General features: G+C 71.4%; 24 protein-coding genes. 16 read left to right on the plus strand and 8 right to left on the minus strand.

All coding sequences use genetic code 11. The features are described from left to right. Positions 1-14 precede the first annotated feature (14 nt). The 3 genes from ACIA5G_RS44950 to ACIA5G_RS44960 all read right to left on the minus strand — a co-directional run bounded on the left by ACIA5G_RS44950 (position 15) and on the right by ACIA5G_RS44960 (position 3,070). A complete protein-coding gene (locus ACIA5G_RS44950) occupies positions 15-524 on the minus strand; it encodes a trypco2 family protein (RefSeq protein ID WP_395935013.1) in 510 nt (169 codons plus the stop codon). A 19-nt stretch (positions 525-543) separates the two neighbouring features. Further along, the gene (locus ACIA5G_RS44955; protein ID WP_395935015.1) at positions 544-2,415 is read right to left on the minus strand and encodes a CHAT domain-containing protein; all 1,872 of its coding nucleotides are present in this window, start codon (positions 2,413-2,415) and stop codon (positions 544-546) included. Positions 2,416-2,503: 88 nt separating this feature from the next. Further along, complete coding sequence (locus ACIA5G_RS44960; RefSeq protein ID WP_395935017.1) at positions 2,504-3,070, minus strand: TetR family transcriptional regulator; 567 nt, start codon at positions 3,068-3,070, stop codon at positions 2,504-2,506. Between the two features lie 99 nt (positions 3,071-3,169). Here ACIA5G_RS44960 and ACIA5G_RS44965 point away from each other — a divergent pair, with 99 nt between their 5' ends. Then, positions 3,170-4,048 carry an oxidoreductase gene (locus tag ACIA5G_RS44965; protein ID WP_395935019.1) on the plus strand — a complete coding sequence of 293 codons (879 nt, stop codon included), beginning with the start codon at positions 3,170-3,172 and terminating at the stop codon, positions 4,046-4,048. Positions 4,049-4,062: 14 nt separating this feature from the next. Beyond that, positions 4,063-5,010, plus strand: a complete 948-nt coding sequence (locus ACIA5G_RS44970; RefSeq protein WP_395935021.1) for an alpha/beta hydrolase — start codon at positions 4,063-4,065, stop codon at positions 5,008-5,010. 4 nt (positions 5,011-5,014) lie between these two features. On the opposite strand, the gene ACIA5G_RS44975 is transcribed toward ACIA5G_RS44970, so the two are convergent. Continuing rightward, entirely contained in the window at positions 5,015-5,794 is a 780-nt protein-coding gene (locus tag ACIA5G_RS44975) for an SDR family NAD(P)-dependent oxidoreductase (protein ID WP_395935023.1), read from the minus strand. Between the two features lie 101 nt (positions 5,795-5,895). On the opposite strand from ACIA5G_RS44975, the gene ACIA5G_RS44980 reads away from it, so the two are divergent. The 6 genes from ACIA5G_RS44980 (at position 5,896) to ACIA5G_RS45005 (ending at position 11,143) form a co-directional block, all read left to right on the plus strand. Continuing rightward, positions 5,896-6,750: a helix-turn-helix transcriptional regulator gene (locus tag ACIA5G_RS44980; RefSeq protein WP_395935025.1), complete on the plus strand. Its 855-nt coding sequence runs from the start codon at positions 5,896-5,898 to the stop codon at positions 6,748-6,750. Positions 6,751-7,018: 268 nt separating this feature from the next. After that, positions 7,019-8,446 (plus strand): sensor histidine kinase, encoded by a 1,428-nt coding sequence (locus ACIA5G_RS44985; RefSeq protein WP_395935027.1) that lies wholly within the window; start codon positions 7,019-7,021, stop codon positions 8,444-8,446. Positions 8,447-8,522: 76 nt separating this feature from the next. Next, positions 8,523-8,942 (plus strand): roadblock/LC7 domain-containing protein, encoded by a 420-nt coding sequence (locus tag ACIA5G_RS44990; protein ID WP_395935029.1) that lies wholly within the window; start codon positions 8,523-8,525, stop codon positions 8,940-8,942. Then, a complete protein-coding gene (locus ACIA5G_RS44995) occupies positions 8,939-9,298 on the plus strand; it encodes a DUF742 domain-containing protein (protein WP_395935031.1) in 360 nt (119 codons plus the stop codon). The genes ACIA5G_RS44990 and ACIA5G_RS44995 overlap by 4 nt, the downstream gene beginning before the upstream one ends. Continuing rightward, positions 9,279-9,887, plus strand: a complete 609-nt coding sequence (locus ACIA5G_RS45000) for a GTP-binding protein (protein WP_395935033.1) — start codon at positions 9,279-9,281, stop codon at positions 9,885-9,887. Before ACIA5G_RS44995 ends, ACIA5G_RS45000 begins: the two co-directional genes overlap by 20 nt. After that, positions 9,884-11,143: a cytochrome P450 gene (locus ACIA5G_RS45005; RefSeq protein WP_395935036.1), complete on the plus strand. Its 1,260-nt coding sequence runs from the start codon at positions 9,884-9,886 to the stop codon at positions 11,141-11,143. The genes ACIA5G_RS45000 and ACIA5G_RS45005 overlap by 4 nt, the downstream gene beginning before the upstream one ends. A gap of 59 nt (positions 11,144-11,202) precedes the next feature. Here ACIA5G_RS45005 and ACIA5G_RS45010 read toward each other — a convergent pair whose 3' ends face one another. Further along, the gene (locus ACIA5G_RS45010) at positions 11,203-12,417 is read right to left on the minus strand and encodes a cytochrome P450 (protein WP_395935038.1); all 1,215 of its coding nucleotides are present in this window, start codon (positions 12,415-12,417) and stop codon (positions 11,203-11,205) included. A 265-nt stretch (positions 12,418-12,682) separates the two neighbouring features. Between ACIA5G_RS45010 and ACIA5G_RS45015 the strand changes: the two genes are divergently transcribed. After that, positions 12,683-14,836 carry a DUF6351 family protein gene (locus ACIA5G_RS45015; RefSeq protein WP_395935040.1) on the plus strand — a complete coding sequence of 718 codons (2,154 nt, stop codon included), beginning with the start codon at positions 12,683-12,685 and terminating at the stop codon, positions 14,834-14,836. Positions 14,837-14,868: 32 nt separating this feature from the next. Here ACIA5G_RS45015 and ACIA5G_RS45020 read toward each other — a convergent pair whose 3' ends face one another. Next, positions 14,869-15,408 carry a hypothetical protein gene (locus ACIA5G_RS45020; protein WP_395935042.1) on the minus strand — a complete coding sequence of 180 codons (540 nt, stop codon included), beginning with the start codon at positions 15,406-15,408 and terminating at the stop codon, positions 14,869-14,871. Between the two features lie 248 nt (positions 15,409-15,656). Here ACIA5G_RS45020 and ACIA5G_RS45025 point away from each other — a divergent pair, with 248 nt between their 5' ends. The 6 genes from ACIA5G_RS45025 to ACIA5G_RS45050 all read left to right on the plus strand — a co-directional run bounded on the left by ACIA5G_RS45025 (position 15,657) and on the right by ACIA5G_RS45050 (position 23,606). Continuing rightward, positions 15,657-16,973 carry a PQQ-binding-like beta-propeller repeat protein gene (locus ACIA5G_RS45025; RefSeq protein ID WP_395935045.1) on the plus strand — a complete coding sequence of 439 codons (1,317 nt, stop codon included), beginning with the start codon at positions 15,657-15,659 and terminating at the stop codon, positions 16,971-16,973. Between the two features lie 7 nt (positions 16,974-16,980). After that, positions 16,981-19,260: a protein kinase gene (locus ACIA5G_RS45030; protein WP_395935047.1), complete on the plus strand. Its 2,280-nt coding sequence runs from the start codon at positions 16,981-16,983 to the stop codon at positions 19,258-19,260. A gap of 69 nt (positions 19,261-19,329) precedes the next feature. Then, positions 19,330-19,725, plus strand: coding sequence for a DUF805 domain-containing protein (locus ACIA5G_RS45035; RefSeq protein WP_395935049.1), 396 nt, complete (start codon positions 19,330-19,332; stop codon positions 19,723-19,725). 43 nt (positions 19,726-19,768) lie between these two features. After that, positions 19,769-21,550 carry a serine/threonine-protein kinase gene (locus ACIA5G_RS45040; protein ID WP_395935051.1) on the plus strand — a complete coding sequence of 594 codons (1,782 nt, stop codon included), beginning with the start codon at positions 19,769-19,771 and terminating at the stop codon, positions 21,548-21,550. A 74-nt stretch (positions 21,551-21,624) separates the two neighbouring features. After that, positions 21,625-22,818 carry a right-handed parallel beta-helix repeat-containing protein gene (locus ACIA5G_RS45045; protein WP_395935053.1) on the plus strand — a complete coding sequence of 398 codons (1,194 nt, stop codon included), beginning with the start codon at positions 21,625-21,627 and terminating at the stop codon, positions 22,816-22,818. After that, positions 22,815-23,606: an FHA domain-containing protein gene (locus ACIA5G_RS45050; protein WP_395935055.1), complete on the plus strand. Its 792-nt coding sequence runs from the start codon at positions 22,815-22,817 to the stop codon at positions 23,604-23,606. Before ACIA5G_RS45045 ends, ACIA5G_RS45050 begins: the two co-directional genes overlap by 4 nt. Before the next feature lie 15 nt (positions 23,607-23,621). Here ACIA5G_RS45050 and ACIA5G_RS45055 read toward each other — a convergent pair whose 3' ends face one another. Beyond that, complete coding sequence (locus ACIA5G_RS45055; protein WP_395935057.1) at positions 23,622-24,125, minus strand: hypothetical protein; 504 nt, start codon at positions 24,123-24,125, stop codon at positions 23,622-23,624. A gap of 260 nt (positions 24,126-24,385) precedes the next feature. Beyond that, positions 24,386-25,120, minus strand: a complete 735-nt coding sequence (locus ACIA5G_RS45060) for an LLM class flavin-dependent oxidoreductase (RefSeq protein WP_395935059.1) — start codon at positions 25,118-25,120, stop codon at positions 24,386-24,388. A gap of 79 nt (positions 25,121-25,199) precedes the next feature. Here ACIA5G_RS45060 and ACIA5G_RS45065 point away from each other — a divergent pair, with 79 nt between their 5' ends. Continuing rightward, on the plus strand, positions 25,200-25,757 hold the full coding sequence (locus ACIA5G_RS45065) for a DUF3558 family protein (RefSeq protein WP_395935061.1): 558 nt from the start codon (positions 25,200-25,202) through the stop codon (positions 25,755-25,757). Positions 25,758-25,761 lie beyond the last annotated feature (4 nt).

Below are 25,761 nucleotides of genomic sequence, written 5' to 3' on the forward strand. Positions count from 1 at the left end.
CGCTGGTACCACCTTCATCGGACGCCGGCCAGGGTGATCTTGAGCTTGTGCGTGACCTCGTCGCCGGCTTCCCGGTCGATGCCGAGGGAGATCGAGCCGGTCTCGGTGACCGCGAAGCTGAGCTCGACGGTGCTTTCCTTGAGCAGGAACGGATCGTCCCCGCCGGCTGCCCGGTCGACCAGCGCGAGGACGGTCTCGACGGCTTCGACGAGCACCTCGTCCACCCCGCCGTCCCGGATTTCGTGCCCCGGTGCGAGGTCCGGCGGCACCAGGGTGATGTCGATGGTGTGGGTGTTCTTCGTGGTGGCCGCCCCGCCGAGCTTCACGTTCATCCCGACGAAGGGGATCTTGAACTCGAGCTTGGCGCCGGCGGTCGTGGTCGCCACCACGGTGAGGTTCAGCTGGATCGAAACGACCCGCAAGGCGCGGTCGGTGTCGGCGGCCGAGATGCCCGCTTCCTTCACGGCCGCCTTGACGGCGTCGATCAGGCTGTCGACGGACACCCCGGTGTCGGTGACCTCCATGAGCGGTTTTCCTCCGGGTTCAGTGGGTGCGGGCGTGCGGGTCGCCGTAGACGGTGTAGGCGAGCCAGGTCGGGTCCGGCTGCTCCCGGACCACCGTCCGGCGGGTGAGGAGCGCGGCCCGGCCGAGGGACTCGCCGTCTTGCAGGTGGCCGTAGAAGACTTCGGCGAACGCGCCGGCGCTTTCGCTGCGCACCGGCCACAACGTGCCGACGAACGCTCCGGCCCCGGCGGCCATGAACTGCTGCGCCCAGCCGACCATCCGGGTGTACTCCGGGACGCTGCCCGCGGTGCGGCAGGCGTTGAGGAACACCAGCGGGCTCCGCGCCGCGAGCGAGTTCCGGACGGTCGCGCTGTTCAGCAGTCCCGGCACGAACGGACCGCCGGTCATCGCGATGGCCGACCCGGCCTGGGGTGAAAAGCTGTTGTGGCAGACGAAGTGCAAGGGCCCGCACTGGCCGGAGGACACCAGGTCGAGCAGTTCACCGAGCTCCTCGACCACACCCGCGGCGCCGAGCACCGCGCTGAGCGCGTTGATCTCCTGGCGTGCGTTGGCCGGTGACCGGCCCGAGACGACGTAGGTGCACGGCGCGATCGAGATCCGGGGACACCGCTGCTGCCCGAAAACCCGCCGCAGCACCGGGAACTGCTCAACGAGGAACCCGTGGTCCGAGCCCGGCCGCAGGGGGTACAGGAGCTCCCACGGGACGACGTCGTGGCTGGTGGCGATGGTGAAGGACGAGATCCGGTCGCGCAGCTGCCAGAACTGTTCCTTGATCAGGCCGGGCACGACCTGCTCCCACAGCCCGATCCCGGTCTCCTGCATCCACCGCGCGGCCGTGGCCGGCGAGTACGCCTCGCGGCCGGCCGCCAGCTGCTTGAGGGTGTCGAGGGTGCGTTCCACCGCCACCGCGGGATCACCGGCCGACGCCTGGGCGAGCACCGGTTCGAACAGGTAGCTGTCGGACAGCAGCTGGAAGACGGTCCGGCCGTCGTCGGACCGGACCTGCAGGGTGACCTCGCCCGGCCGGCCGCGCAGGTCGTCCAGCGTGGCCACCACCGGCTCGCCCTCGACGGCCGGCCCGCCGGGTTCGACGGAGACCTCCAGTTCCAGCTCGGTGAGGAAAGTGCCGCCCGCAAAAGCCATGACGCGCACGCGGTGCAGGCCCGGGCTCCGGGCGTGGAAGGTGAACCGCACCGGATCGGAGTCGCCGTGGGCCGGAACGAGCAGCACCTGCTCCAGGCTGCCGGTGGGCGCGAGGCCGGAGGAGGCCTGCACGAGGATCGACACCTCCGCGCCGCCGGCGACGACGGTGAGCCGATCGAGCCGGGACGCGGCCGCCCAGCCCGACGGACGTTCGGAGACCCGGACGACGAGGCTGAGCTCGGCGGCCTGCGGCGCGCGGCCGGGCAGGTGGGCGACCAGGGAACGCTCGGGATCCGCGGGGTCGGTTCGGTCTCTCCGCGCACGACTGTCCGCCTGCGGGGCTTCTTGCGTCGCCGGTGCCGCCTGCCCTCCGCCGTACTCCGGCGTGGCCGTCACCGGCCTTGACGCGGCACCCTCCGCCCCCATCCAGTCGATGGTCGGCTCGTCTTCGTCCGCCTCCTCCACCTCCGACGGCTCTTCGCGCGGTGGCACCCGCGAGGTGCGCACGGACAGCAGTTCCAGCAAGTCCCGGTCGAAGTACGGCGCCAGCGCCATGACCAGGCGCAGGAAGGTGTCGTCGTCCGGCCGCCCGTCGCGGGCGACCTGCTCCCGCACGGCCTCGAAGGCCAGCCTGGCTTCGGAGGTCGGCGCCGCCATCGCGAAGAACCGCTGGAGCACCGGATCGTCCGGCCCCGCGGTCGCGTGCCGGACCAGCGTTTCGGCCGCGGTTTTGGCCTCGTGCGGCACTGCAGCCCCCTGCTCGTCGACTCCCGCGGACATCGTACGGCGAAGCCGGAACCTTACGGTGAGTCATTCGCTGCGCCCGGTGCGGAGGTCAAGGCTCGACCAGCCTGCGCACGGCCTCCACGACCGTGGCTCGTCTGGCGGCGTGCTCCCGCGGGCCCAAGTCGCTGATCTCGGGGCTTTGCAGCGCCCACATCGAGGCGGTGTTGATGGTGAGCATCAGCAGTTCCGGGGCGGTGAAGCGAGTGGACAGCTTGCCTTCGCGCTGGGCCTGCTCGATCGCGTCGACCTTCGCCTGGTTCGACCTGGTGATGGCCTCGATCGCGGGCCGGTCGCCCCGCTGTTCCAGGCGGTGCCAGGTGGCGAGGCGCATCACGTCTGGGTGGGCGGTCTGGCCGTCGAAGAGGGCGCCCGCGTACTCCGGCAGGTCTTCCGGGGAGATCGGCATCTGCTCTGCCGCCTGCACGACGACCTGGTCGAACACGGCGGTGAAGAGCTCTTCCTTGCTGCCGAAGTAGGTGTAGACGAGGCCCGCGCTGCAGCCCGCACGGCCGGCGAGCCGGTCGACCCTCGCGCCGGCGATGCCGTGTTCGGCGAACTCGGCCAGTGCGGCTTCCAGCAGGGCGCGGCGCTTCGCCTCGGGGTCTCGGGGTGCCATGCGTTCCATCCTATTGAATGAACGTTCATTTGACAACTCCGGACGCTCCGTGCTTACCTGAGTCCGTCGAGTTGAATGAACGTTCATTTAGGAGTTGCGATGAGCAGACGCGCGCTGGTCACCGGGGGCACCGGCGGGATCGGGTTCGAAACGGCGGTGGCGCTGGCCAAGGCCGGCGCCGAGGTGGTGGTTGCCGGGCGTGCGAAGACGAAGGTCGACCACGCCGTCGCCGCCGTTCGGGACGCCGTCGGTACCGCCAAGGTGGAAGGGCTGGTGCTCGACCTTGCCTCGCTGGCCTCGATCGACAGCGCCGCCGCCGAAGTTCTCGCCACCGGACAGCCACTGGACCTGCTGATCAACAACGCGGGCGTCATGGCCGTCCCGGAGCGCCGGGAGACCGCCGACGGGTTCGAGCTGACGTTCGGGACCAACCACCTCGGGCACTTCGCGCTGACCGGGCACCTGCTGCCGGCCCTGCTGGCCGCGCCCGCGGCCCGGGTCGTGACGGTCAGCGCGAAAGTGGCGCGTGACAAAGGGGCGACGCTCGAGGACCCGCTGAGCGTGGAGTCCTACGCGGGGATGGCCGCCTACACGAAGTCGAAGCTGGCGAACGTCGTCTTCACGCTGGAGCTGGCCCGGCGGGCGAGCGGGACCGGGATCACCGCCGTCGCCGTGCACCCCGGCACGAGCGCGACCGGGCTCCAGCAGCACCTGCCGAAGTACGCGCAGGTCCTCGCGTCCGCGCTGCTCGAACGGTTCGTGGGCCAGAGCCCGGCCGAGGCGGCACGGCCTTCCCTCTACGCCGCGACGAACCCCGGCATCAAGCCGGGCGACTTCGTGGTGCCGGACGGGCGCGGCGAGCTGCGCGGAGCCCCACATGTCGCCGAAATGCCTGCTGCCGCCACCGATCCCGCCGTCGGACGGCGGTTGTGGGAGCTGTCCGAAGAGCTGACCCACGTCTCCTACACCTTCCAGTGAAAGGGTTTTCCGCCATGACCTTCCGGTTCGAGACCGTTCCCGAATCCACTTTGGACCAGATGCGGAAGATCAATGCGCAGCTTTCCGCTGCCGACCTCCCGGATCCCACCACCGCCGAAGGGCTGGCGACGATGCGCGGGACGACGTTCCAGGTTCCGGCGCCGATCGAGCTGACCCCGGTCGATCGGACGGTGTCCGGGTCCGCGGGCGAGGCGACCGTGCGGATCATCCGGCCGGACGGCCCGCTCGACGGTGTGGTGTTCCACGTGCACGGCGGCGGTTTTGTGCTCGGCGCGCCCGCCGACGACGACGCGGTCAACGACCTGCTGGCCCGCACGGCCGGCGTCGCCGTGGTGTCCGTCCGCTACCGGCTCGCGCCGGAGCACCCGTTTCCCGCCAACCTGGACGACTGCCTCGCCGCGGCGGTGTGGCTGGCCGGGGCGGTGGCGGAGGAGTTCGGCACCGACCGGATCGTGGTGTCCGGGTATTCGGCGGGCGGGCACCTGGCGGCGCAGACGTTGCTGCGGCTGCGGGACGGGTTCCCCGAGCTGTTCCGGCGGATCGTGGGGGCGAGCCTGGTGTTCGGGGTCTACGACCTGGCGCGGACGCCGAGTTCGCGCTCGGCCACGCCGGACACCCCGGTGCTGCCGTCGCGGTGGATCGACCAGTTCGTCGGGATGGCGTTCCCCGGGCTGGGCCGGGAAAAGCTGCGCGAGGGCGGGGTCTCCCCGCTGTACGCCGACCTGCACGGGATGCCGCCCGCGCTGTTCACGGTCGGGGAGCTCGACCCGCTGCTGGACGATTCGCTGTTCATGGCCGCGCGCTGGCGGGCCGCGGACGGGGCGAGCGAACTGGCGGTGTGGCCGGAGTCGCCGCACGGTTTTGTCGGGATGACACCGCCGACCGGACGGCCGGCGCAGCAGCGGATCAACGCGTGGGTGAAAGCATTGCTGAGCGAGTGAACGTTCAGACCTGGTCCGTGGGGCGGATGACGATTTCGGCGACGGCACGCCGGCGTGGGCTGGTGACGATGTACGCCACGGCCTCGGCGACGTCATCGGCGGACAACTGTTCAACGTCGGCGAACCTGGCCACCATGCGTTCTTGCACGGCGCTTTGCTGGTGGCCGAGGAGTTCGGTCTGCACGAGTCCGGGCTCGACGACGGAGAAGCGGACGTTGCGCCGGGCGTATTCCTGGCGCCACGCTTCGGTGGCAGCGGTGACACCGAACTTGGTGGCGTTGTACACCGCGGCGTGGGGGATGACCCAGCGGCCGGCGATGGAGCTGATGTTGACCACGTCGGCGACCCGGCGCGGGCTGGTGGCCGCGGCGCCGGTGAGGTGGGGCAGGGCGGCTTTGGTGACGTGGAGCAGCCCGTTGAGGTTGATGTCGACCATCCGCTGCCACTCGGTCAGCGGGGACGTGCCGGAGTCGCCGGTGAGCATGACGCCGGCCGCGTTGACGAGGGTGTCCAGCCGGCCGAGCCGTTCGACGGTGGTGGTGACAACGCCGGCAGCGGCGTCGGCGTCGGTCAGGTCGGCGGCCAGGGCGACCGCTTGGCCACCCTGCTCGGCGATTTCCTCGGCCAGCGTGTCGAGGCGGCCCTGACGGCGGGCGACGAGCACAACAGCGGCGCCCTGGGTGGCGAGTCTGCGTGCGGTGGCCTGGCCGATGCCGCTGCTGGCGCCGGTGACCAGGGCGACCGTCGAGGTCAGGGTGGTGGTGCTGGGTGAAATGGTCTCCATGGCTCCACTGTGCGGCGCGGTTCATGGGGGTGCCAGAGCGAGCTTATCCAGGTATGTCCGCCACCTGGTAACCGGCTGCGCGCGGTGGGAGAGTGGGAACCATGACGACGTCCCTGGACGCGCAGCTGACCGTCGAGCAGGTCAGGCGAAAGGAGCTGGCGTCGTTCCTGCGCAGCAGACGCGAACGCATCTCGCCGGAGCAGGCCGGGCTGCCGCTCACCGGCCGCCGGCGGACGCCGGGGTTGCGCCGTGAGGAGGTCGCGCACCTCGCCGGCATGGGCGTGACCTGGTACACGTGGCTCGAGCAGGGCCGGGACATCAAGGTCTCCGAGCAGGTGCTCGCCGCGATCGCGGGCACGCTGCGGCTCGATCCGTACGAGCGTGCCCACCTCTACACACTGGCCGGGCACCCCGCGCCGCCGATGGAGCGCGACTCCGCCGCCGTTCCGGGTGCCGTTCTGGTGCTGGTGCGTCAGCTCGAGCCGATTCCGGCCGCGGTGGTCAACGCCCGCTTCGACCTGCTCGCCTGGAACCGCACCTACGAGCGGTTGGTCGGCGGTGTGGCGGATCTGCCGTTCGAAGACCGCAACTGGCTGGTGCTGATGTTCACGTCGCCGAGGTGGCGCGCGAGCATGCTCGACTGGGAGGACGCCGCCGCGCGGCTGGTCGGCCGGTTCCGGTCCGGCATGGCGGCGCACGCCGCCGAGTCCGGGTGGAAGGGGCTGGTCAGGCGGTTGCGGCAGGAGTCGCCGGACTTCGAGCGACTGTGGGAGCAGCACGAAGTGCGCGGCCCGGAGAATTTCACCAAGCATTTCCTGCACCCCGAGGCCGGCCTGCTGACGCTGGACTACACGCAGCTGTCCTTCGGCGAGCGTTCGGCGATCAAGCTCGCCACCTACACCCCGGTGGACGAGGAGACCTGGGCAAAAGTGCGGCTTCTCCGGGAAAGCCGGTGACCACGGGCTGCTCCACCGGGTTCACGCTGCGCACAGGCGAGCCGTCGCCGACGTCGGCAATTCCACAATGGACGGTTAATCGCGCGGGGGCTGACCTGCGATGAATGGGTGATCCGCTGGTTCGGCGGCATGAGTGGTAACTCGGATTTTATCCGCAGTTCGAGTTCCATCCGGAAGACTGTTCACGGTGCTTCGAAACCGAGTCGTGATCTCTGTTGGCAAACCGAGTACTGTTCGGGCACCAAACGGACTCGAGGAAGTGGAGCGGATGTCGGAACGACCGCCCGCACAGCGCCGGGAAGAACGCGAGTCAGCCGGCCGGGCTGTCATCGGGGTACTGGTCACCGCGGTTGTCGTCGCCGCGATCTGGACCGGGGTCTCCTTGTCGATTTCCGGTGGTCAGGGGATTCTCGTCGCCGTCGCCGGCGCGTTCACCGGGATCGTCGCGTGTGTTGCCGTGTTCTTCGCGCTGCGCCGTGGTGACCAGGTCGCGCACGCGACCGCGGAGACCGAAGCCGCGCTCGAAGAAGCCCGGCGCGCCCGCGAATCCGTCCAGCTCGGCAGTGGTGAGCTGGCCCGGCTGCTCGACCAGACCGTCCCCGACGCCGTCCGGCGGCTGCGTGGTGGTGTGCCCGCGGACAGCGTGCTCGCCGAAGTCCCGCGTCCCGCCGACGAACTGCACCAGCGTGTCGTCCGGCTCCTGGTCGAGGAAATCGCCGTCGGTGAACGTCGCCGCGCCGCCGCGACCGCCGCGTGCGCAAGCGCGGCGGGCCGGTTGCAGGCCCTGGCGACCAGCACGCTGGGGGACCTGCGCGAAATGGAAAACCGGTCGTCCGACGCGATGCTCGGCGATCTCCTGAAGGTGGACCACAGCACGGCGCAGGCGGGGCGGCTGGCCGACAGCATCGCCGTGCTCACCGGCGCGCGGTCGGGCCGGCGGTGGACAAAACCGATCCGGATGGAAAGCATCCTGCGTGGCGCGCTCGGCCGCATCGGCGCTTATCAGCGGGTCCGGGTGCATTCCGCGAGCGGGGTGGCCGTTGTCGGTTATGCCGCGGAAGACGTCATGCACGCGCTCGCCGAACTGATGGACAATGCCACCAAATTCTCGGCGCCGTCGGAAGAAGTGCACGTTTATGTCGAAGATCTGCACAATGGTGCAGTCATCACCATCGAGGACGGCGGCCTCGGGATGAAGGCGCAGGCTCTCGTCCGCGCCGAGCGCGCGGTGGCCCTCGACCAGCCCCTCGACCTGACGTCGATGTCGGGGACGCGGCTGGGGCTCGCGGTGGTCGGCAGCCTGGCGCGCAAGCACCAGCTGCACGTGTTCTTCCGGCCCTCTTCGCGCGGCGGGATCGGCGTGGTCATGCGCATCCCGACGCAGCTGATCACGCAGCCCCGGCCCGAGGCCCTGCCGGAAGCGGACGAGCCCGCCGCGGCCGTCGCGTGGCCCGGGCCCGCCGACACGAGCCACGAGATCACCGGCGACCTGACCGAGCCGTCCGAACTGCCGAAACGCTCGCGCGGGCAGACGCTGACCGCCGCGTCGCGCCGGCCACCGTCGCCCACGCCGAGCCCCGCCCGGGCCGAGCGGGACACCGGTTCCCGGTTCGGTGCCTTCCAGCAGCGCCGCAGCGGTGGTGCCACGCCGTCGCGCCACGCCGCCACCCCGTCGGACACCGGCGAAGACGCGTGACCCGTCGCTCTCACCCGTTCACCCGCACACCGCCAGATAGGAGCAAGGGGATCCGCCACGCCGGGCCCCGGATTCGATGACTGATTCGGACAAGAGCCTCGAATGGCTCCTCGAGAACCTCGTCGGCAACACCGCCGGCGCCTGTCACGCCCTCGTGCTCTCCCGGGACGGCCTGAAGCTCTGCCACACCCAGGGTCTCACCGTCGACCGCGCCGACCAGCTGGCCGCGATCGCCGCCGGTGTCCAGGCGCTGGCGCACGGCGCGTCGGTCGAGTTCGGCGACGGCACGGGTGGCGTGCGGAACTCGATGACCGAGTTCCACGGCGGGATCCTCTTCATCGTGGAGGCCGGGGTCGGCTCGCACCTGGCCGTGATCGCCACGGAGGACGCCGACGTCGGCCTGATCGGGCACAACATGGACGAGCTGGTGGAGCAGATCGGCTCGGTCTTCACCGCCCCGCCGCGCTTCACGGCGGCCGACAACCCGGCTTCGTGACGCGCTCGGCGCTCGACGGGGAGGACCCGGACCGGCTCTACACGGTCACGGGCGGGCGCAGCAGTGCCGACGACATCGACCTCGATCTCGTGACGCTGATCGTCAGCGAGTCGAAGCCGTCGGCGGGCATGCAGTCCGAGCACGTCCGGATCCTCGAGATCGCCGCGAGACCGACGTCCGTCGTGGAGCTGTCGTCCTACCTGGCGCTCCCGGTGAGCGTGACCAAGATTCTGCTCGCGGACCTGCTGGCCACGGGCAAGGTGTCCGCCCGACATCCGTCGTCGGCCCAGGCCGCCGGACGGACCTCCGACTCGGAATTCCTCAAGAAGGTGCTCGTTGGACTCCGCAATCTCTGAAACAGACGAACGGCTCCCGCTTGCCGACACCGCGACCGACGGCCTGAAGATCGTCATCGTCGGCGGCTTCGGCGTCGGGAAGACGACCATGGTCCGGTCGGTCAGCGAGATCCGGCCGCTGAGCACCGAAGAGACGATGACCCAGGCCGGGATCGGCGTCGACCACACCCGGGGTGTGCAGGCGAAGACGACGACCACGGTGGCGTTCGACTTCGGCCGGATCAGCCTCGACGACCAGCTGATCCTCTACTTGTTCGGCGCGCCCGGGCAGGAACGGTTCTGGTTCCTCTGGGACAGCCTGTTCGCCGGCACGCTCGGCGCCGTCGTCCTGGTGGACGCCCGGCGGCTGGCCGACTCCTGGTACGCGATCGACCGGCTCGAACACCACGGGACGCCGTTCATCGTGGCGCGCAACAACTTCGGCCCGCCCAAGCACAGTCTCGACGACGTCCGCGCCGCGCTCGACCTGGACGGCGAGGTGCCGCTCGTCGACTGCGACGCCCGCGACCGCGACTCGTCCAAGCAGGTGCTGATCTCGCTCGTCGACCACCTCTACACGCTGTCCAAAGTCCGGGAGGGCGCATCGTGACCGGTTTCCAGACCAGCACCCCGGCGGAGACGGTCCCCGCCGCGGACCGGGTCCGGTTGTACGGACCCGAGTTCCAGCGGGATCCCGCCGCGCTGTACGCCCGGATCCGCCGGCAGTACGGCGGGGTCGTCCCGGTCCTGCTCGACGGCGACATCCCCGCCTGGCTGCTGACCGGCTACCGCGAGATCCACCAGGTGTGCCAGGACTCGCAGCTGTTCGCCCGCGACAGCCGCCGGTGGAACCAGTGGGACAACGTCCCCGGCGACTGGCCGCTGCTGCCCTACGTCATGCACAACCCGTCGGTGATGTTCACCGAGGCCGGGGAGCACCGGCGCCGCGCGGGCGCGATCGGCGACGCGCTGTCCGCGGTCGACCAGTTCGACCTCGGCGCGCACTGCGAGCGCATCGCGGACCGGCTGATCGACGAGTTCGCGGGCACCGGTGAAGCCGACCTGATCGCCCGCTTCGCCCAGCAGGCGCCGCTGCTCGCGCTCGCCAAGATGTACGGCATGCCCGACTCGGCGGCGCCCGCGCTGGTGCGCGACGTCGCGCTGTCCCTGGACGTCGGCCCCGAAGCGCTGCCCGCGTACGGGCGGGTGCAGGAGGCGATGGCGCGGCTGGTGGCGGTGAAGCACGAGCAGCCGGGCTCGGACGTGCCGACGGCCATGTTGCAGCACCCGGCGAACCTGACCGACGACGAGGTCGTCCAGGACCTGCTGGTGGTGACGGCCGCGGCGCAGCAGCCGACGGCGAACTGGATCGGCAACACCATCCGGCTGATGCTGACCGACAGCCGGTTCGCGATGACGCTTTCGGGCGGCCGGGGCAGTGTCGGCCAAGCCCTCAACGAGGTGCTGTGGCAGGACACGCCCACGCAGAACTTCATCGGGCGCTTCGCCAGCCGCGACACCGTGCTCAGCGGGGTCCGCGTGCGGCAGGGGGACCTGGTGGTGCTCGGGCTGGCGGCGGGGAACGCCGACCCGCACGCCCGGCCCGACGCCGCGTCGGGTGCCCTGGGCAACCACGCGCACATGTCGTTCGGCCACGGCGAGCACGGTTGTCCTTACCCGGCGCCGGAAGTGGCCGAGGTGATCGCCCGCACCACCGTCGAAGTCCTGCTGGACCGGCTCCCGGACCTCGAGCTCGCGGTCCCGGTGGAGGACCTGGTGTGGCGGCCGTCGGTGTGGATGCGGGGGCTGGAGAGCCTGCCGGTGCGCTTCACCCCGGTGCACGTGGCCGGACCGGCGGTGTGGTGACCGTAGGTGTTCGAGCCCCGGCCGCACAGCCGGCCGGGGCGGCGTCGTCTGCTTCCGGGCTACGCCGGGGTGAACGTCACCGGCAGTGACGCCGGTCCCCGGGTGAACACACCCCGTTCGGCCGGGGCCGTGCCCTCGGCGAGCCGCAGGTCCGGCATCGCGTCGAGCAGCTGGTTGACACCGACCTCGATCTCGGTCTTCGCCAGCAGCGCGCCGACGCAGAAGTGGCGGCCCAGCGCGAAGGACAGGTGACTGGCCGCCGCCGAGAACGCGGTTTCGGTCGGGAGGTCCGTGCGGAAGATGTCGAACGCGCCGGGGTTCGCGAACCGGCGCGGGTCGCGGTTCGCCGCACCGATCAGGCAGGTCACCGTGCTGCCGGCGGGAATCGTCTCGCCGCCGATTTCGATTTCCTGCGCGGGCTGCCGCATGATCATGTGCACCGGCGGGGTGTGCCGCAGGGTTTCCGCGAACGCTTTCGCCACCAGGGTGCGATCGGCGCGCACGGCGTCGAGCTGATCGGGGTGCGCCAGCAGATTCCGGAACAGGCTCGCGATCGCCTTGTCGGTGGTTTCGCCACCGGCGGCCAGCAGCAGGCTGCAGAAGGCCTTGATGTCTTCGTCGCTCATGCTGGTGCCGTCCACCTCGGCGGCGCAGAGTGCCGAAAGGAGGTCGTCACCGGGGTTTTCGCGGCGGTCCCGGATGATCGGGATCAGGTAGGCGGCGAGCTCGTCGTGGGTCCGGAGGCCGGCCGCGGTGACGTCTTCGTCCTGGCTGAGGTTGCCGAGGAAGGCGATGATCGCGCTGTACCAGCGCTGGAACCGGACGTGGTCGTTCTGGTCCAGCCCGAGCATGTCGACGATGACGTTGATCGGGAAGTGGCGGGCGTAGTCGGTGACGATGTCGGCCGAGCCGCGGCCGCGGAAGACGTCGATGAGCTGCGCGGAGTTCCGTTCGATCACCGGGCGGAACTTCTGCTCCAGTTCGTTGCCCCGGAAGGCGGGCGCCACCAGCGCGCGGCGGACGGCGTGCTCCCGGCCGCTCATCTGCAGGATCGTCCGGCCGTGCACGGGTTCCAGCTGCCAGCCGTAGTTGTCGGTGGTGAATGCGCTCTCCTTGAAGGCGCGAGACACGTCGTCGTAGCGCGAAATGACGTAGCTCTGCATTCCTTCGTGCCAGATCACCGGCGAATGTTCGAGCATGACGTCGTAAGCGGCATACGGATCGGCGGCGAACTCCGGCGACAGAATGTCCGGCGCGTGCCCTGCTGAAGTCACGAGACTCCTTTGCTCGGCGGTCGAGCAGCCAGGCTATCGGGGATGCTTACCGATGCGAAAGAGTCCGCCGGCGGCTTGCGGACCCGGTCAATACCGCGTGATCGCGGTGATCACGCCATTCGAACCGGACTTTTCACCGGCGTTTCGGTTCTTCCGCAACGGATGCGGTCCGTGACCGGATGTTGTTCCGGCCGGGCCGCAGGTGCTATACCGGCAGCTGCGCGGTGTCGCGAGGACGCGATGCCACAAGCGAGCGGAGTGGCTGGTGGCGAACCGTACTGTGCGCTCATCCCTCGTGGTGGCGGCCCTGACCGCGCCCGTCCTCCTGCTGGGGACCGCGACCGCGGTGGCCGCTCCCGGTGCCTCACCAGGGCGGCAGCTGACCATCGAGACGGTGTCGAACCCGCGGCCCGCGCTCGTCAGCGGGGGACAGGTCCTGGTCAAGGTCGTCCCGTCGAAGCGAACACGGGTCACCGTCAGCAACAACGGCCACGACGTCACGGCGAGTTTCCGGGCTCAGCCGGACGGCAGCCTGCTCGGCCTGGTGACCGGCCTGCGTGACGGCGCCAACGACCTGAGCGCCCGGACGAGCGGGCCCGGTCCGGACCAGCGGGCGAGCCTGCGTGTCACCAACCATCCGATCACCGGGCCCGTCTTCTCCGGCTCGCAGCAGCACCCGTTCTACTGCGAAACCCAGGCGTTCGGCCTGCCCCCGGCGTCGCAGCCGCTCTGCAGTGCGCCGACGCAGGTGAGCTACCAGTACAAGACCACCGCCGGGGTGTTCGCGCCGCTGGCGGACCCGGCGAGCAGGCCCGCGGACCTGGCGAAGGCCACGGTCGGTGGGCACGCGGTGCCGTACGTGGTCCGCGTCGAGCGCGGCACGATCGACCGCGCCGTCTACGAGCTGGCGGCGCTCTACGACGGCACGCCGTCGCCCGTCGCGCCGGACGCCGGCTGGAACGGGAAGCTGGTCTACACCTTCGGCGGCGGCTGCAACGCCGGTTACCACCAGGGCAACTCGACCGGCGGGGTGGTCAACGACCTGTTCCTCGCGCAGGGCTACGCGGTCGCGTCGTCGAGCCTGAACGTGCTCGACAACAACTGCAGCCCGATCATCTCGGCCGAAGCGGCGATGATGGTCAAGGAGCACTTCGTCGAGACCTACGGCCCGGTCGCCCACACCATCGGCTGGGGCGGCTCGGGCGGGGCGATCCAGCAGTACGACATCGCCGAGAACTACCCCGGCATCGTCGACGGCATCATCCCCGGCGTCTCGTTCCCGGACCCGCTGAGCGTGGGCGGCCCGGTCTCGGACTGCCGGCTGTTGAACCAGTACTTCGCCGGGCCGGGCTCGTCGTTCACCGCGGCGCAGAAGCAGGCCGTCGCGGGCTTCGCCAGCTACGACACCTGCGTCTCCTGGGAGCAGACCTTCGCCAACCGCGCCACCGCGACCGGCAGCTGCAACGCGGCCATCCCGGTCTCGGCGCGGTGGGACTCGGTCACCAGCCCGCGCGGGGTGAAGTGCAACTCCAATGAGCAACTGGCCAACCAGATCGGGCGGGACCCGCGGACCGGGTTCGTGCGCAGCCCGCTGGACACCACCGGTGTGCAGTACGGCCTGTCCGCGCTGAAGGCCGGGGCGATCACCCCGGCGCAGTTCGCCGACCTCAACGCCGGCATCGGCGGCCTCGACCACACCGGAAAGCCGGTGCCGCAGCGGATCGCGGCCGACCCCAAGGCACTGAACACGGTCTACGCCGACGGCCTCGTGAACTCGGCGTCGCAGGGCCTGCGGGAAACGCCGATCATCGACCAGCGGACCGATCTCGACCTCGCCGGGTTCGGCAACGACATCCACACCACCGAGTGGTCTTACGTGATGCGCCAACGGCTTCTGCGCGCCAACGGCACCGCGGCGAACCAGGTCATCATCGAAAACCACCCGACCGCGGCCGAAGCGGCCGTCGCCGGCGCCTACGAGCTCGACGCGATGGACCGCTGGCTCACCGCGATCGACGCCGACGGTTCCCACCGGAGCCGCCAGCAGAAGGTGCTGGCGAACCGGCCGGGCGATCTCGGCGACGGGTGTTACCTCTCCGCCGCGTCGCGGATCACCGAGAAGCTGACGTACCCGGCGAGCGGCCGGTGCGGCGCGCAGTACCCGGTGGCTACCAACACCCGGATGGTCGCCGGGGAGAGCCTGGCCCTCGACGTGCTGAAGTGCCGGCTGAGGCCGCTGGACTTCCGCGACTACCCGGTCGCCTTCTCCACCGCGGACCGGCAGCGGCTGCGGGCGGCGTTCCCCGACGGTGTGTGCGACTACAGCCGTCCGGGTGTCGGGCAGCGCGCCCCGATCGGGACCTGGCTGAGCTACGGCGACGAACGGACCGGCACCACCCCGCCGACGAAGCCGCGGTGAGCGTGCGCTGACTGTCCGATGAGGACGTTCGGTCAGTCGGTGACGTACCACGCGCCGTTGCGGACCTCCAGGACGGCGTCGCCCAGGTCGCCGTCGGTGAACTTGACCCCGGCCCGCACCGCCTTGGCGGGGATCTCGACCTTCTTCGAGCTCTGGGTGACGCTGCCCCGGTCCACCGTGGCGGTCTGCAGTGCTTTCCGCTGCGCCGCGGAGAACAGCTTGAACGTGATCGGCAGGGTCTGCTCGCAGGGCCCGAAGCCTTCGTCTTCCGCCTTCTTGGCGGCGGGCGCGGCGATCTCGCAGGCGGTGGCGACGTCCTCCTGGCCGACCGCGTGCAGAAAGGTCTCGTACCGCTCGACCGCGCCGGCGGCCGACTTCGCCGACGTGGTCGTGGCCGGCGGGGCCGTCGTGGCCGTCGTCGGAGTGGCCGGGGCCGAGGACGGCGCGGTCGTGACCGGCAGCGGAGCGGAGCTCGGTGACGCCGGCACCGCTGTGCCGTTTTCCGCGCTCGAACATCCGGCGATCAGCAGGATGACGCCCGTGGCCAAGAACGGTAGTGCGCGAGCCGACATGGAACACCTTTCACTGGGAAAACGGCTGCAGCATAAGTGACGGCGAGCGGGGCCGTGGGGCGGAACGGGAACCTCGGGCCGAAATGGCCGGATCCGGCCAGTGTCCTCGATTCGTGCGTCGACAGGGCATGTGAGCAGGAATAAGTGACACTTTTGTGTGAACTGCTACGTGGGTGGCCGGCGCTCCGTTAGGGTGCTGCCCCGTGGCCCCGATCGGGGCGGGAATCACTCGGGGAGGGTACAAGCACATGCGGCGAACTCTGGTGATCGTGACGTGCCTGGCGGCGGTCACCGCCGCCGGCTGCGGCGGGACCGACGGCAAGCCGGAGCCGGTGCCGAGCGCGGCGGGGTCCGCCGCGCCGGCGGCGCCGGCCACACCCGAGGCCAAGACCGCCGACCCGCCCACGGCCTTCGACGCCGGCGCAGCCGTCACGTTGCCTGCCGGCGCACTGAGCTCCAACGTGGCCGGCAACGTCACCTCGACGTTCCTCACCTTGCGCGACCGCACCGGTTACCTGGTCGGCCCCACCGCGATGAACGCGGTGGACGTGCTGACCGGCAAGGAGATCTGGACCGTCCCGGTCGAGCGGGAACCCGGTGACCCGAACAACCAGCGCGGGCCGTTCGTCAACACCACCGGACCACGCCCGCCCGCGGTCACCGACCGGCTCGCGGCCGCCGCCGTCCCGGTCGTCATGCCGGAGAAGGGCACCACGCCGGCCTTCATCGCGCTGTCGGTCGTCGCCGCGGACCCGGAGAAGGGCGTCAAGGCCTGGCAGGCCGACATCAAGGTGTCGGAGGACCAGTACGCCGACGCCGGCAACGCCGTCACCCAGGTCGTCGCCATCACCGACAAGGCCGTCATCGCCCGCTACAGCCGCCAGGACGAGGAGCACGTGACGGTCGCGCTCGACCCCGCGAGCGGCAAGACCCTCTGGGAGCGCAAGGACTACGACGCCGGCAGCGTCCACGGCGACATCCTCGTCGGCACCGACTACAACGTGGCCGAGAACTCCTCGATGACCCAGGCCACCGCCGTGGACCTGGCCACCGGGCAGCAGAAGTGGGTGGGTGCCGGAAGGTCCTCCGGGCTCACGGACATCCCCGCCGACCCGGCGCTGGTCGTGCTCACCCGGACCGACTACGGCAGCGGCGACTCGTCCCTGCTGTTCCTCGATTCCGCCACCGGCGCCGAGAAGCTGAAGCTCGACGGCGAGAAGTCCTTCGGCAGCTTGCCTTACGGCGACTGCTTCTACGACCAGCAGTCCGTGCTCGTGTGCCAGTCGGACGGCGTGCTCACCGGCTACGACGCCAAGACCGCGGGGAAACTCTGGTCGCTGCCGGACCAGGCGGCCAACCGGGTGGCGCCCGGCCTCACCGTCGTGTGGCACGGTGCCCTCTACGGCGTCACCCAGGGGGGCCAGCCGATCGTGCTGGACGCCAAGACGGGCAAGGACCTGTCCGTCGACAACGTCGGTGCCGCCCCGGTCCTGGTCAGCAAGTACGCCGGGATCACCTACGACAAGCAGCGCAACGCACCCGTGGCGTACCCGGTGGAGAAGTGATCCGGGGATGAACGACACCTGGCACGTGCCCGGGTACGCCGAAGTGGACGTGCTCGGCACCGGCGGTTTCGGGCGGGTCGTGCTGGCCAAGCACGAGGCCTCGGGGAAGATGGCGGCGATCAAGTACCTGCGTGCGGAGTTCCTCGCCGACGCGCGGATCGCGGACGGGTTCCGGCGTGAGGCGTGGCTGCTGTCCGGCGTGCGGAGCCGGCACGTCGTCCGGCTCTTCGACTTCGTCGAGTCACCGCAGGGCGCCGCGCTGGTGATGGAGGCGGTGCCCGGCGTGTCGCTGCGTGCGCTGCTGGTGGCGGAGAACGTCTTGCCGCCCGAAGCGGCGCTGGCGATCCTGAAGGGCTCGCTGCTCGGCCTCGCCGACGCGCACGCGGCCGGCGTGGTCCACCGGGACTACAAACCGGGGAACGTCCTGGTGTCGCGGGAGGGCGAGTCGAAGCTGGTCGACTTCGGACTGGCCACTTTGGACGGCCACAACGGACTGACCGCCGGTTCCCCGGCCTACATGGCTCCGGAGCAGTGGGCCGGTCACCCCGGCCGGCCCGCCACCGACGTCTACGCGGCCACGTGCGTGTTCTACCAGTGCATCACCGGGCGCCGGCCGTTCGAAGCGGACACGAGCGAGCAGCTGCGCACCCTGCACGGGGGAGCGCCGGTGCCGCTGGAAGCGGTGCCCGAGGCGGTGCGCCCGCTGATCGCGCGGGGCATGGCGAAGGACCCGGCGTGGCGGCCGGCGACGGCGGACGCCTTCGTGACCGAGCTGGAAGCCGTCGCGCGCAAGGCCTACGGGAAGAACTGGGAGAAGCGCGGCTGGAAGCGGCTGGCCACCTCGGCCGCGGCGCTGACCGCGCTGACGCCGCTGGCACTCCTGACGGCAGCCGGCACGGCCGCCGCACCGGTCGCGGCGGCCGGCGCCGGGGCGGGCGTGACGGCCACGGGCACCGGCACCGGCCTGACCGCGGTGATGGCGGGCAAGATCGCCATCGCGGTCGCGATCCTCGGCGGGCTGGTCGCCGGCGGGCTGGTGATCTTCCCGCCCGGCGACGACGACCCGCCCGCCCCGCCGGCGGCGGCGGCGGCGCTGTCGGTCGCCGTGCAGACCCTGTCCGGGCGGGACCCGGCGCTGCCGATCAGCCATGAACTCCAGTACCCGCAGGTGTCCGGCGGCCCCGACGCCGCAGTCCGGCAACGGATCAACGACGTGTTGCGGGCGCCGGTCGACAAGCGGCTGAAAACGGTGCGGGACGCCGTCGCCGACCCGAGCACGCTCGAGCGGATCCGGGAGGAGGGTGAAACGCCCGCGTTGCGTTCGTCCGCGCGGGTCCTGCGGCAGACGCCGGGCCTGCTTTCCGTGCGGTACGACCACGATCTCGACTCGACGGTGCTGGGGCACACCACCTGGCGGTTCCCCGAGGCGCTGTCCGTCGACCTCACCACGGGCCGGGTGCTGGGCCCCCAGGACGTCTTCCGGCCCGAGATCCTGACGGCCGCCGGCATGCGGACGTTGACCCAGCGGCTGACACCGCACGCGAAGAACGGTTTCTGCACCGTGCCCACGGTCACCGGGGCCGGGGATCCGGAGCGGCAGGTCGGCATGGACGCCGCGGACCGGCCCGGTGGCGGTGACCACGTGCCGGCCGCGACGTTCGGGTTCACCGAGACCGGGGCCGAGTTCGAGATCCTGTGGTACGAGCTCGGCTGCGCCTCGGCGGCCGGGAACGAGACCGTGGCGCTGCCGTACGCCGAGCTCGACGACCTGCTGCAGCCGAAGTTCCTGACCATGCTGGGCAAGACGGCACCGGCGGCTTCCTCGACCCCACCGCCGACCTCGGCGCGGCCGGGTGCCGGGACCACGTACACGAACGCCCGGTTCGGCTTCACCACGCAGGTGCCGCCGGGCTACACCGCGTCGCCGTCGGTCCCGGAAGACGGCGAGGGGATGAGGTTCACGAACGCCGCTCTCGGCGCGACGCTGACGGTGTGGGGAACCAACAACTCGGGCGGCCTCAAGCCGGCGGAGAAGCTGGCCCAGCTGGTCGCCGCGGTGGAAGGCAACGACGGCCGGGTGACCTTCCGCTCCGCCGACGCCGACGGCTACACGGCTTCCGGTTACCACGGCGACGGCAGGATCTTCTACGAGCACGAGGCCAGCGGAGCGGGTTCGGCGGCCGGACTCAGCTGGATCTACCCGGCGGAGCACAAGACGGAGCTCGACAAGCCGGTCACGGACACGGTGAAGGCCTTCAAGCCCGGCGACCTCTCCCGGCCGCACTGACCGCGCGGGTGGGTTCGCCGGCGGTGCGGCCCGGGACCGGTCCCGGGCCGCCCGCCCCAAGCTCGGCGCATGCAGTTCGAAAGCGCACCGGTCGTCGCCGGGCGGAGCAGGATCGGCTTCGGCGCTGCGCTGGTCCGGGCGGTGCGCTTGAGCTTCCGGCCTCGCGGCCGGGCTTCACGGCCGGAGTTCTGGTACTTCTTCCTGGCCTACGTGCCGCTGGTCCTGACGCTCGGGAGCCTCGAGAACGCCGTGGACGAGGAGTGGTTCTACCTCCTCTGCACCGTGCTCTACCTGCCGTGGCTGGTGCCGTTCGTCAGCGTCGGGATCCGGCGGTTGCACGACACCGGGCGGTCCGGCTGGTGGTGCATCGGTGTCCTCTCCTGCATCGGCTGGATCATCCTGACCGTCTTGTGGAGTGAACGGGGCAACCCGGGCGAGAACCGGTTCGGCCCGCCGCCGGGGTGACGCGGGGTCAGCGAGCCGACACGGCGTTTCGTACACTGCCCGCGTGGGCAAGGGGCGAGTCGTGGCCGGCCGTTATCGGCTGGAGGAGGAGCTCGGCCGGGGTGGCATGGGTGTCGTCTGGCGGGCGGTCGACCTCGAGCTCGGCCGGCAGGTGACGCTCAAGCGGTCGCTGGGCGAGGACGCCGGGCAGATCCGGCGCGAGGCGCGGATCGGGGCCGGTCTGCTGCATTCGAACGTCGTCACGGTCTTCGACACGGTCGCCGACGGGGACGCGCAGTGGCTCGTCACGGAGTACCTGGCCGCCCGGAGCCTCGAAGAGCTCGTCGACGACGGCGGCCCGCTGCCCGCGGACCGGGTCCGCCGGATCGGCGCGCAGCTCGCCGCGGCGCTCGCGGACATGCACGCGCGCGGCATCGTCCACCGCGACGTCAAGCCGGGCAACGTCCTGGTGACCGCCGACGACGTCGCCAAGCTGACCGACCTGGGCATCGCCCGCTGGACCGAGGTCACCCGCACCGGCGGCGCCCAGCTCACCGGCACCCTCGGGTACGTCGCGCCGGAGGTGGCCGACGGCGCCGAAGCCGGGCCCGCCTCGGACGTCTTCTCCCTCGGCGCCACCCTCTACGCCGCGGTCGAAGGCCGGTCGCCGTGGGGCTCGGGCGAAGACGGCCCGTTCGCGCAGATGCGCCGGGCCGCCGGCGGACGGCCGGCGCCGGCCGAGCGCGCGGGGCCGTTCGCGCCGGTGCTCACCGCGCTGATGGCCCGGCACCCCGCCGACCGGCCCACCGCCGCCGAGGCGGTCACGCTGCTCACGACGGACGCGCCGGCGCCGCGACGGTCACGACGGCGCCTGCGCCGCCGGCTGCTCGCCGGAGCCGCGGTGGTGGCGGTGGCCGCGCTGGTGGCCGGGTTCGTCCTGACCCGGTCGTCGCCGACGACCCCGGCCGCGGCCGCGAGCGGGCCGAACACCCTCGGCGCCGACCCGGCCGCGACCGACCCGTGCGCGGCGATCTCGACCGACTCGCTCGTGCCGTTCGGGCAGCCGTTCGTGGACCCCGAGGTGCTCGACTTCGGCACCTGCGTGGTCACGACCAGCCTCTCCGGCGACACCGGCCAGGTGCAGACCGTCCTCGCGCTGACCGGCCCGCTGCGGTACCCGACCCGGCCGCCGGTCCCCGGCAAGGTGGGCGAAATCGAGCGTCCCGAGGTGCGTGACGGCAAGTGCGAGCGCGCCCTCTCGCTGGCCGACGCCAACCGGATCGTCGTCACCTCGCACGCGGTGGACCGTGCCGAGGACGCGCCGCTGTGCACCTTCTCCGAGGCGGTGCTGTCCGGGGTGCTGGCCAAGCTCGCCAACGGGCCCCTGCCCGGGCGCGAGCGGCCGTTCCCGGAGTGGTCGCTGGCCCACGTCGACGCCTGCGGCCTGCTCGACCCCGCCACGACGTCGGGCGTGCTGGGCCTGACGAAGCAGCCGGACCGCGAGTTCGGCGGCTGGGGCTGCACCTGGGAGCACGACCCACGCACGATCAGCGTGGAGTACAGCCGGGAATGGCCGATCGAGGCGGACTCGGACGTGCCCGGCGACCGGATCCGCGTGGGCAACCGCAACGCCGTCGTGGCGCCGGTGCCGGGCGGGCGGCCGGAGTGCGCCGTCGAGGTTGTGCACCGCTTCTACACCCCGGTGCTGCCCGTGCTGCGCGGCACCGATCCGCACCGGGAGGAGGTCGTCGTGGTGTCCCTCCAGGACGCCGCGGCGGCCGACGGGAAGGCGCTGTGCGCGACGGCGCGTTCGCTGGCCGACACCCTCGTCCGGCGGCTGCCGTGAGCCGGGGACCGGTCCCCGGCGGCCTCGGCTAGAAAGGGCTGGTCGGGAACGAGCCGGGGGAGACGGAACGCGAGATGGCGATGCGGGTGCTGGCCGGAGTGGCGCTCCTGGTGGCCGCCACGGCCGGTCCGACGGCCGAGGGGGCCGCCGGACCGGTGCCGCGGACCCGGCACGTCGGGCCGCACGGGGAGTACCCGTCCGTCCAGGCCGCGGCCGACGCGGCCCGCCCGGGGGACACGGTCGCGATCGAACCCGGCACCTACCCCGGCGGGCTGACCGTCCGCCACGGCGGCGCCCCGGGCCGCCCGATCCGGTTCACCGGCATCGGTGGCACCGCGGTGTTGAGCGGCGCCGGCGGCCTGGCCATCGGCGGGCACGGCTGGCTGGAGTTCACCGGTGTGACCGTGGCCGGCTCGACCGGCTTCGGCGTCTACGCCGAGGGCGCCCACGACCTGGTGTTCACCCGCTTCGGCGTCGATGGCTCCCGCGACGGCGGGCTCGTGCTGGTCGGCACCCGCCGGGTCCGCGTCACGAACTGCGACATCCGCGGCACCAACTCCCGCGGCACCTCGGCCGACCACGAAGCGCTGAGCATCGCCTCGGGCTCGTCGGACGTCGAGGTGTCCGGCTGCCGCGTGCACAACAACGGCGAGGAAGGCATCGACGTCAAGTACAACGCCGCCGCCCGGGTGAAGATCCACCACAACGTCGTGACCGGCAACCGGGGCCCGAACATCTATGTCGACTCTTCGTCCACTGTGGACGTCTACGCCAACGTCGTGAGCGGCACCCGCGAGGCCACCAAGGCCGGGATCGGGCTCGCCGTCGAGGACTACTCGGAAACCAGGCTGCTCTCGGACGTCCGGGTGTTCGACAACCTGTCCACCGGCAACACGCAGGCCGGGCTGAGCCTCTGGGTCGAGTCGACCGGGACCATGCGGAACCTGGAGATCGTCAACAACACCTTCGCCGGCAACGGCCGCGGCTCGGTGCTCGTCGACGCCGACCGGTTCGCCGGGAAGAACACTTTGCGCAACAACGTGTTCGGCGACGGACCGGTCGACGCCGGGCCGTTCGCGGCCGACCACAACCTCGCCGGGGACCCGGGCTTCGCCGATCCGGCCCACGGTGACTACCACCTCGTCGCGGGCTCGGCCGCGATCAACACCGGCAGCCCGGAGCACGCTCCCGCGTTCGACCTCGACGGTGTCGCCCGGCCCGCGGGCGCGGGCTTCGACATCGGCGCCTACGAGCGGAGCCGGCCGTGACCACCGGACGTCTCGACCCGCACCGCCGGCGCAGCCTTCGGCACGGCGTCGCCGACACCGTGCCGGGCACCTTGAGCGCGCTCACCGTCACCGGCGGCGTCGCGGTGCCGCCGTCGCCCGGGAGCCGGGTGACGTTCGGGCGCAACCGACTGGAGGTCGACGTCTGCGTCGGCGAGGAAGACGTGCGCATCAGCCGGGTGCACGGGCAGCTCGTGCGCGAGCGGGACCGCTGGTGGCTCAGCAACACCGGCCGGTCGCCGATCCGGCTGTCCGACAGCGTCCTGTTGCACCGCGACAGCGAACCGCTGCCGCTCGCGGAGGGGTACACCGCGCTGTTCCTGCGCGGCACCCGCGAGCACGTGCTGGAGCTGCTGGTCTCCGACGGCGAGGCGGGCGTCACGACGCGCCGCCCGACACAGCCGACGGCGCCGCCGAAGCGCTGGCGGCTCTCGCCGGAGGAGCACCTCGTGCTGGCGGTGCTCGGGCAGCGTTACCTCGGCTACGACCCCCAGCCGCTGCCGTTGTCCCGGCAGCAGGCGGCGGCCGAGCTCGCCGAGCGGCGGCCGCGCGAGCACTGGACGGCCAAGCGTGTCGAGCACCTCGTTTCCCGCGTCCGCCAACGGCTTTCCGACGCCGGCGTGCACGGGCTTCGGCGGGAGGAGGTGGGGGAGCCGGTGGGGCTGACCCTGACCGTCAACCTGCTGCGGGAACTGGTGCTCTCGACAACGCTGGTGCCGATGGACCTGGAATGGCTCGAGCTCCCGGAACCGCCGTTGTTCCCTGGATGAGAGTGCGCGCTGCGCCTAGCTGGGCGAGGTGCGCGGCGCGGTGGCCTCGAAGATCCGGAGGGTCAGCAGGTCGGCGCCATCGGTGAAGCCGTTGACGACCACCTTCCGGCCGCCGGTGAGCCTGACGAGGCAGCCGACGTCACCACCGAAGGCCTTGGCGAGCACGTTCTGCTTGGTGTGGTCGACGACCGTCTCGATCGCGGTCCACGGCACCTCGGTGCTCGTCTTGGCCTTGGTGTGCACGAACCCCGCCTCGTACAGCGTGAACGTCTCGCCCCGGCGGGTGATGGTCTGGCAGGCGAGCGTGACACCGAGCAGCGCGAGACCCAGCCCGGCGCCGATGATCATGCCCGGGAACATCATCGCGGGGCCGAGGGTGCCGCCTTGGTCGGCGAGGACGACCAGGGCGACCCCGACCGCGGCGACGGGTGTGCCGATGGCCAGCGCGGCCACCGCCCGCCCGGCACGCCGGCGGTTGTTCGTCTCGAAGCGTTCGACGTAGGCGCCCAGTCCGGTCATGGACCGACGCTAATGACGGAGGCTGGGGACCGGTCCCGACGCCGGTGCCCTGATGACGCTCGACCAACGCCTGGGACTTCGGTTCTCTGAGCCACGCGGCCACTGCCGGAGTCTGCTCTTGAAGGTGCCTGCTCCTCAGCAGATCCACCGCGCCTGGCCGGAAGTGCAGCGGAACACCGTTCAGGAACATGTTCGGCCCGCCGAAATATCCAGGCGGGTCCGGGCGCACAAGGCCCACTGAGCATCGGCCGCGAAATCCGTCAGCGGGACAACGCGGCGATGAGCGGGCCCGGGTACGGGTGCTGCGAAGTGCACTGCAGGACAACGGAATCGGCGCCGGCGGCAGCCAGTTCGGCGATCAGGGCACGGGCCCGGTCGCCGAGGGCGGGCACCTCCGGTTCGATCTCCGCGAAGGTGACGACCCGTGGCGCGGGCCGGCGCGCGGCCAAAGCGGCCTGAGCGACGCGGGCGCTCGCCGAGGCGACGTACTTCGGCGTGACGAAGCAGGCGTCCAGGAGCACGCCGTCGCCCACTTCGCCCGCGAGCGCGAGAGTCTCCGGCTCTCGCGCGCCGAGGATGAGGGGCGGCACCTGCTCCGGCGGCCAGTCCAAGCCCACCGCCTCGAGCTGCCCGGCCACCTCGACGGTCTCGCCTTGCAGCAGCCGCCGGACGGCGACGGCGTGCTCACGCAGCACCGTCACCGCGTGGGCCGTCCTGGCGGGCCCGACGGCCGGGACGAACCGGCCGGGAAAAAGCCGCGCCACCATGGCGATCTCCGTGGCGGCGACGGCGGGGTCGCGCGGCGGCAGCAGCCCGATCCCGACGGTGAGCCGCTCGCTCCAGGTCAGCGCGGCCGCGGCGGCGCCGAGGCCGTGTTCGGGAAAGCCCAGCCACAGCTCGTCGAGGCCGGCTTCGTCGGCCGCGACAACGGTCTCCCGCAGCTCTTCCGGCGGTGACTGCGGACGGAGCACAACACCCACCCGGACTTCGGCCATCCTCGCTCCTGTTCTCCGGAGCTCGAGCGTATGGCTGGTCGCCGGGACCGGTCCCCGCTTGCGGTGGGACCATGACCGGATGACCGGCACGGTTCGGAAGGCGTTGGCGCTGGCCGCGTTGTGCACACTCGGCGCAGGCTGCGGCACGGACGACGCGCCCGCCCCGACGACGTCCTCAGCCTCGACAACGCCGCCGGTCACGCCGACGACCAGCGCGGTGGTGTTCCCCGTCACCCTGGCCGCCTTGGCCGAGCACCCGTGTCGTGCCCTCGACGAGAAGCAGCTGGCCGAACTGCTCGTGCTCGACGGGCAGTCCCAGGAGGGCGGTGAGGAGCAGACCGGATTCCGGCAGTGCCAGTGGACCGCGGCCCAGGGCGCCCTGCTCTTCGGCCCGCACCCGGCCCTCGACATGACCGCGGATCCCCGCGTCGCCGACCTGGAGCCGGGCACGCTGGCCGGGCACCGCACCCTGCTCGGTGTCGACACCACGCGTGACCGCTGCATGATGTACGTCGCGGTCGCCGAGGGGAAGTCGTCGTTCCAGGTCGCGATCCACCCGCAGGGCCAGAACCTCGGCATGCTCGGCTGCGACATCATCAAGCGGCTCGCCACGACCGTCCTGGGCAACCTCGCCTAGCAGT

Origin of the sequence: Amycolatopsis sp. NPDC051758 (genome assembly GCF_044453095.1) — a bacterium.
GTDB lineage: Bacteria > Actinomycetota > Actinomycetes > Mycobacteriales > Pseudonocardiaceae > Amycolatopsis.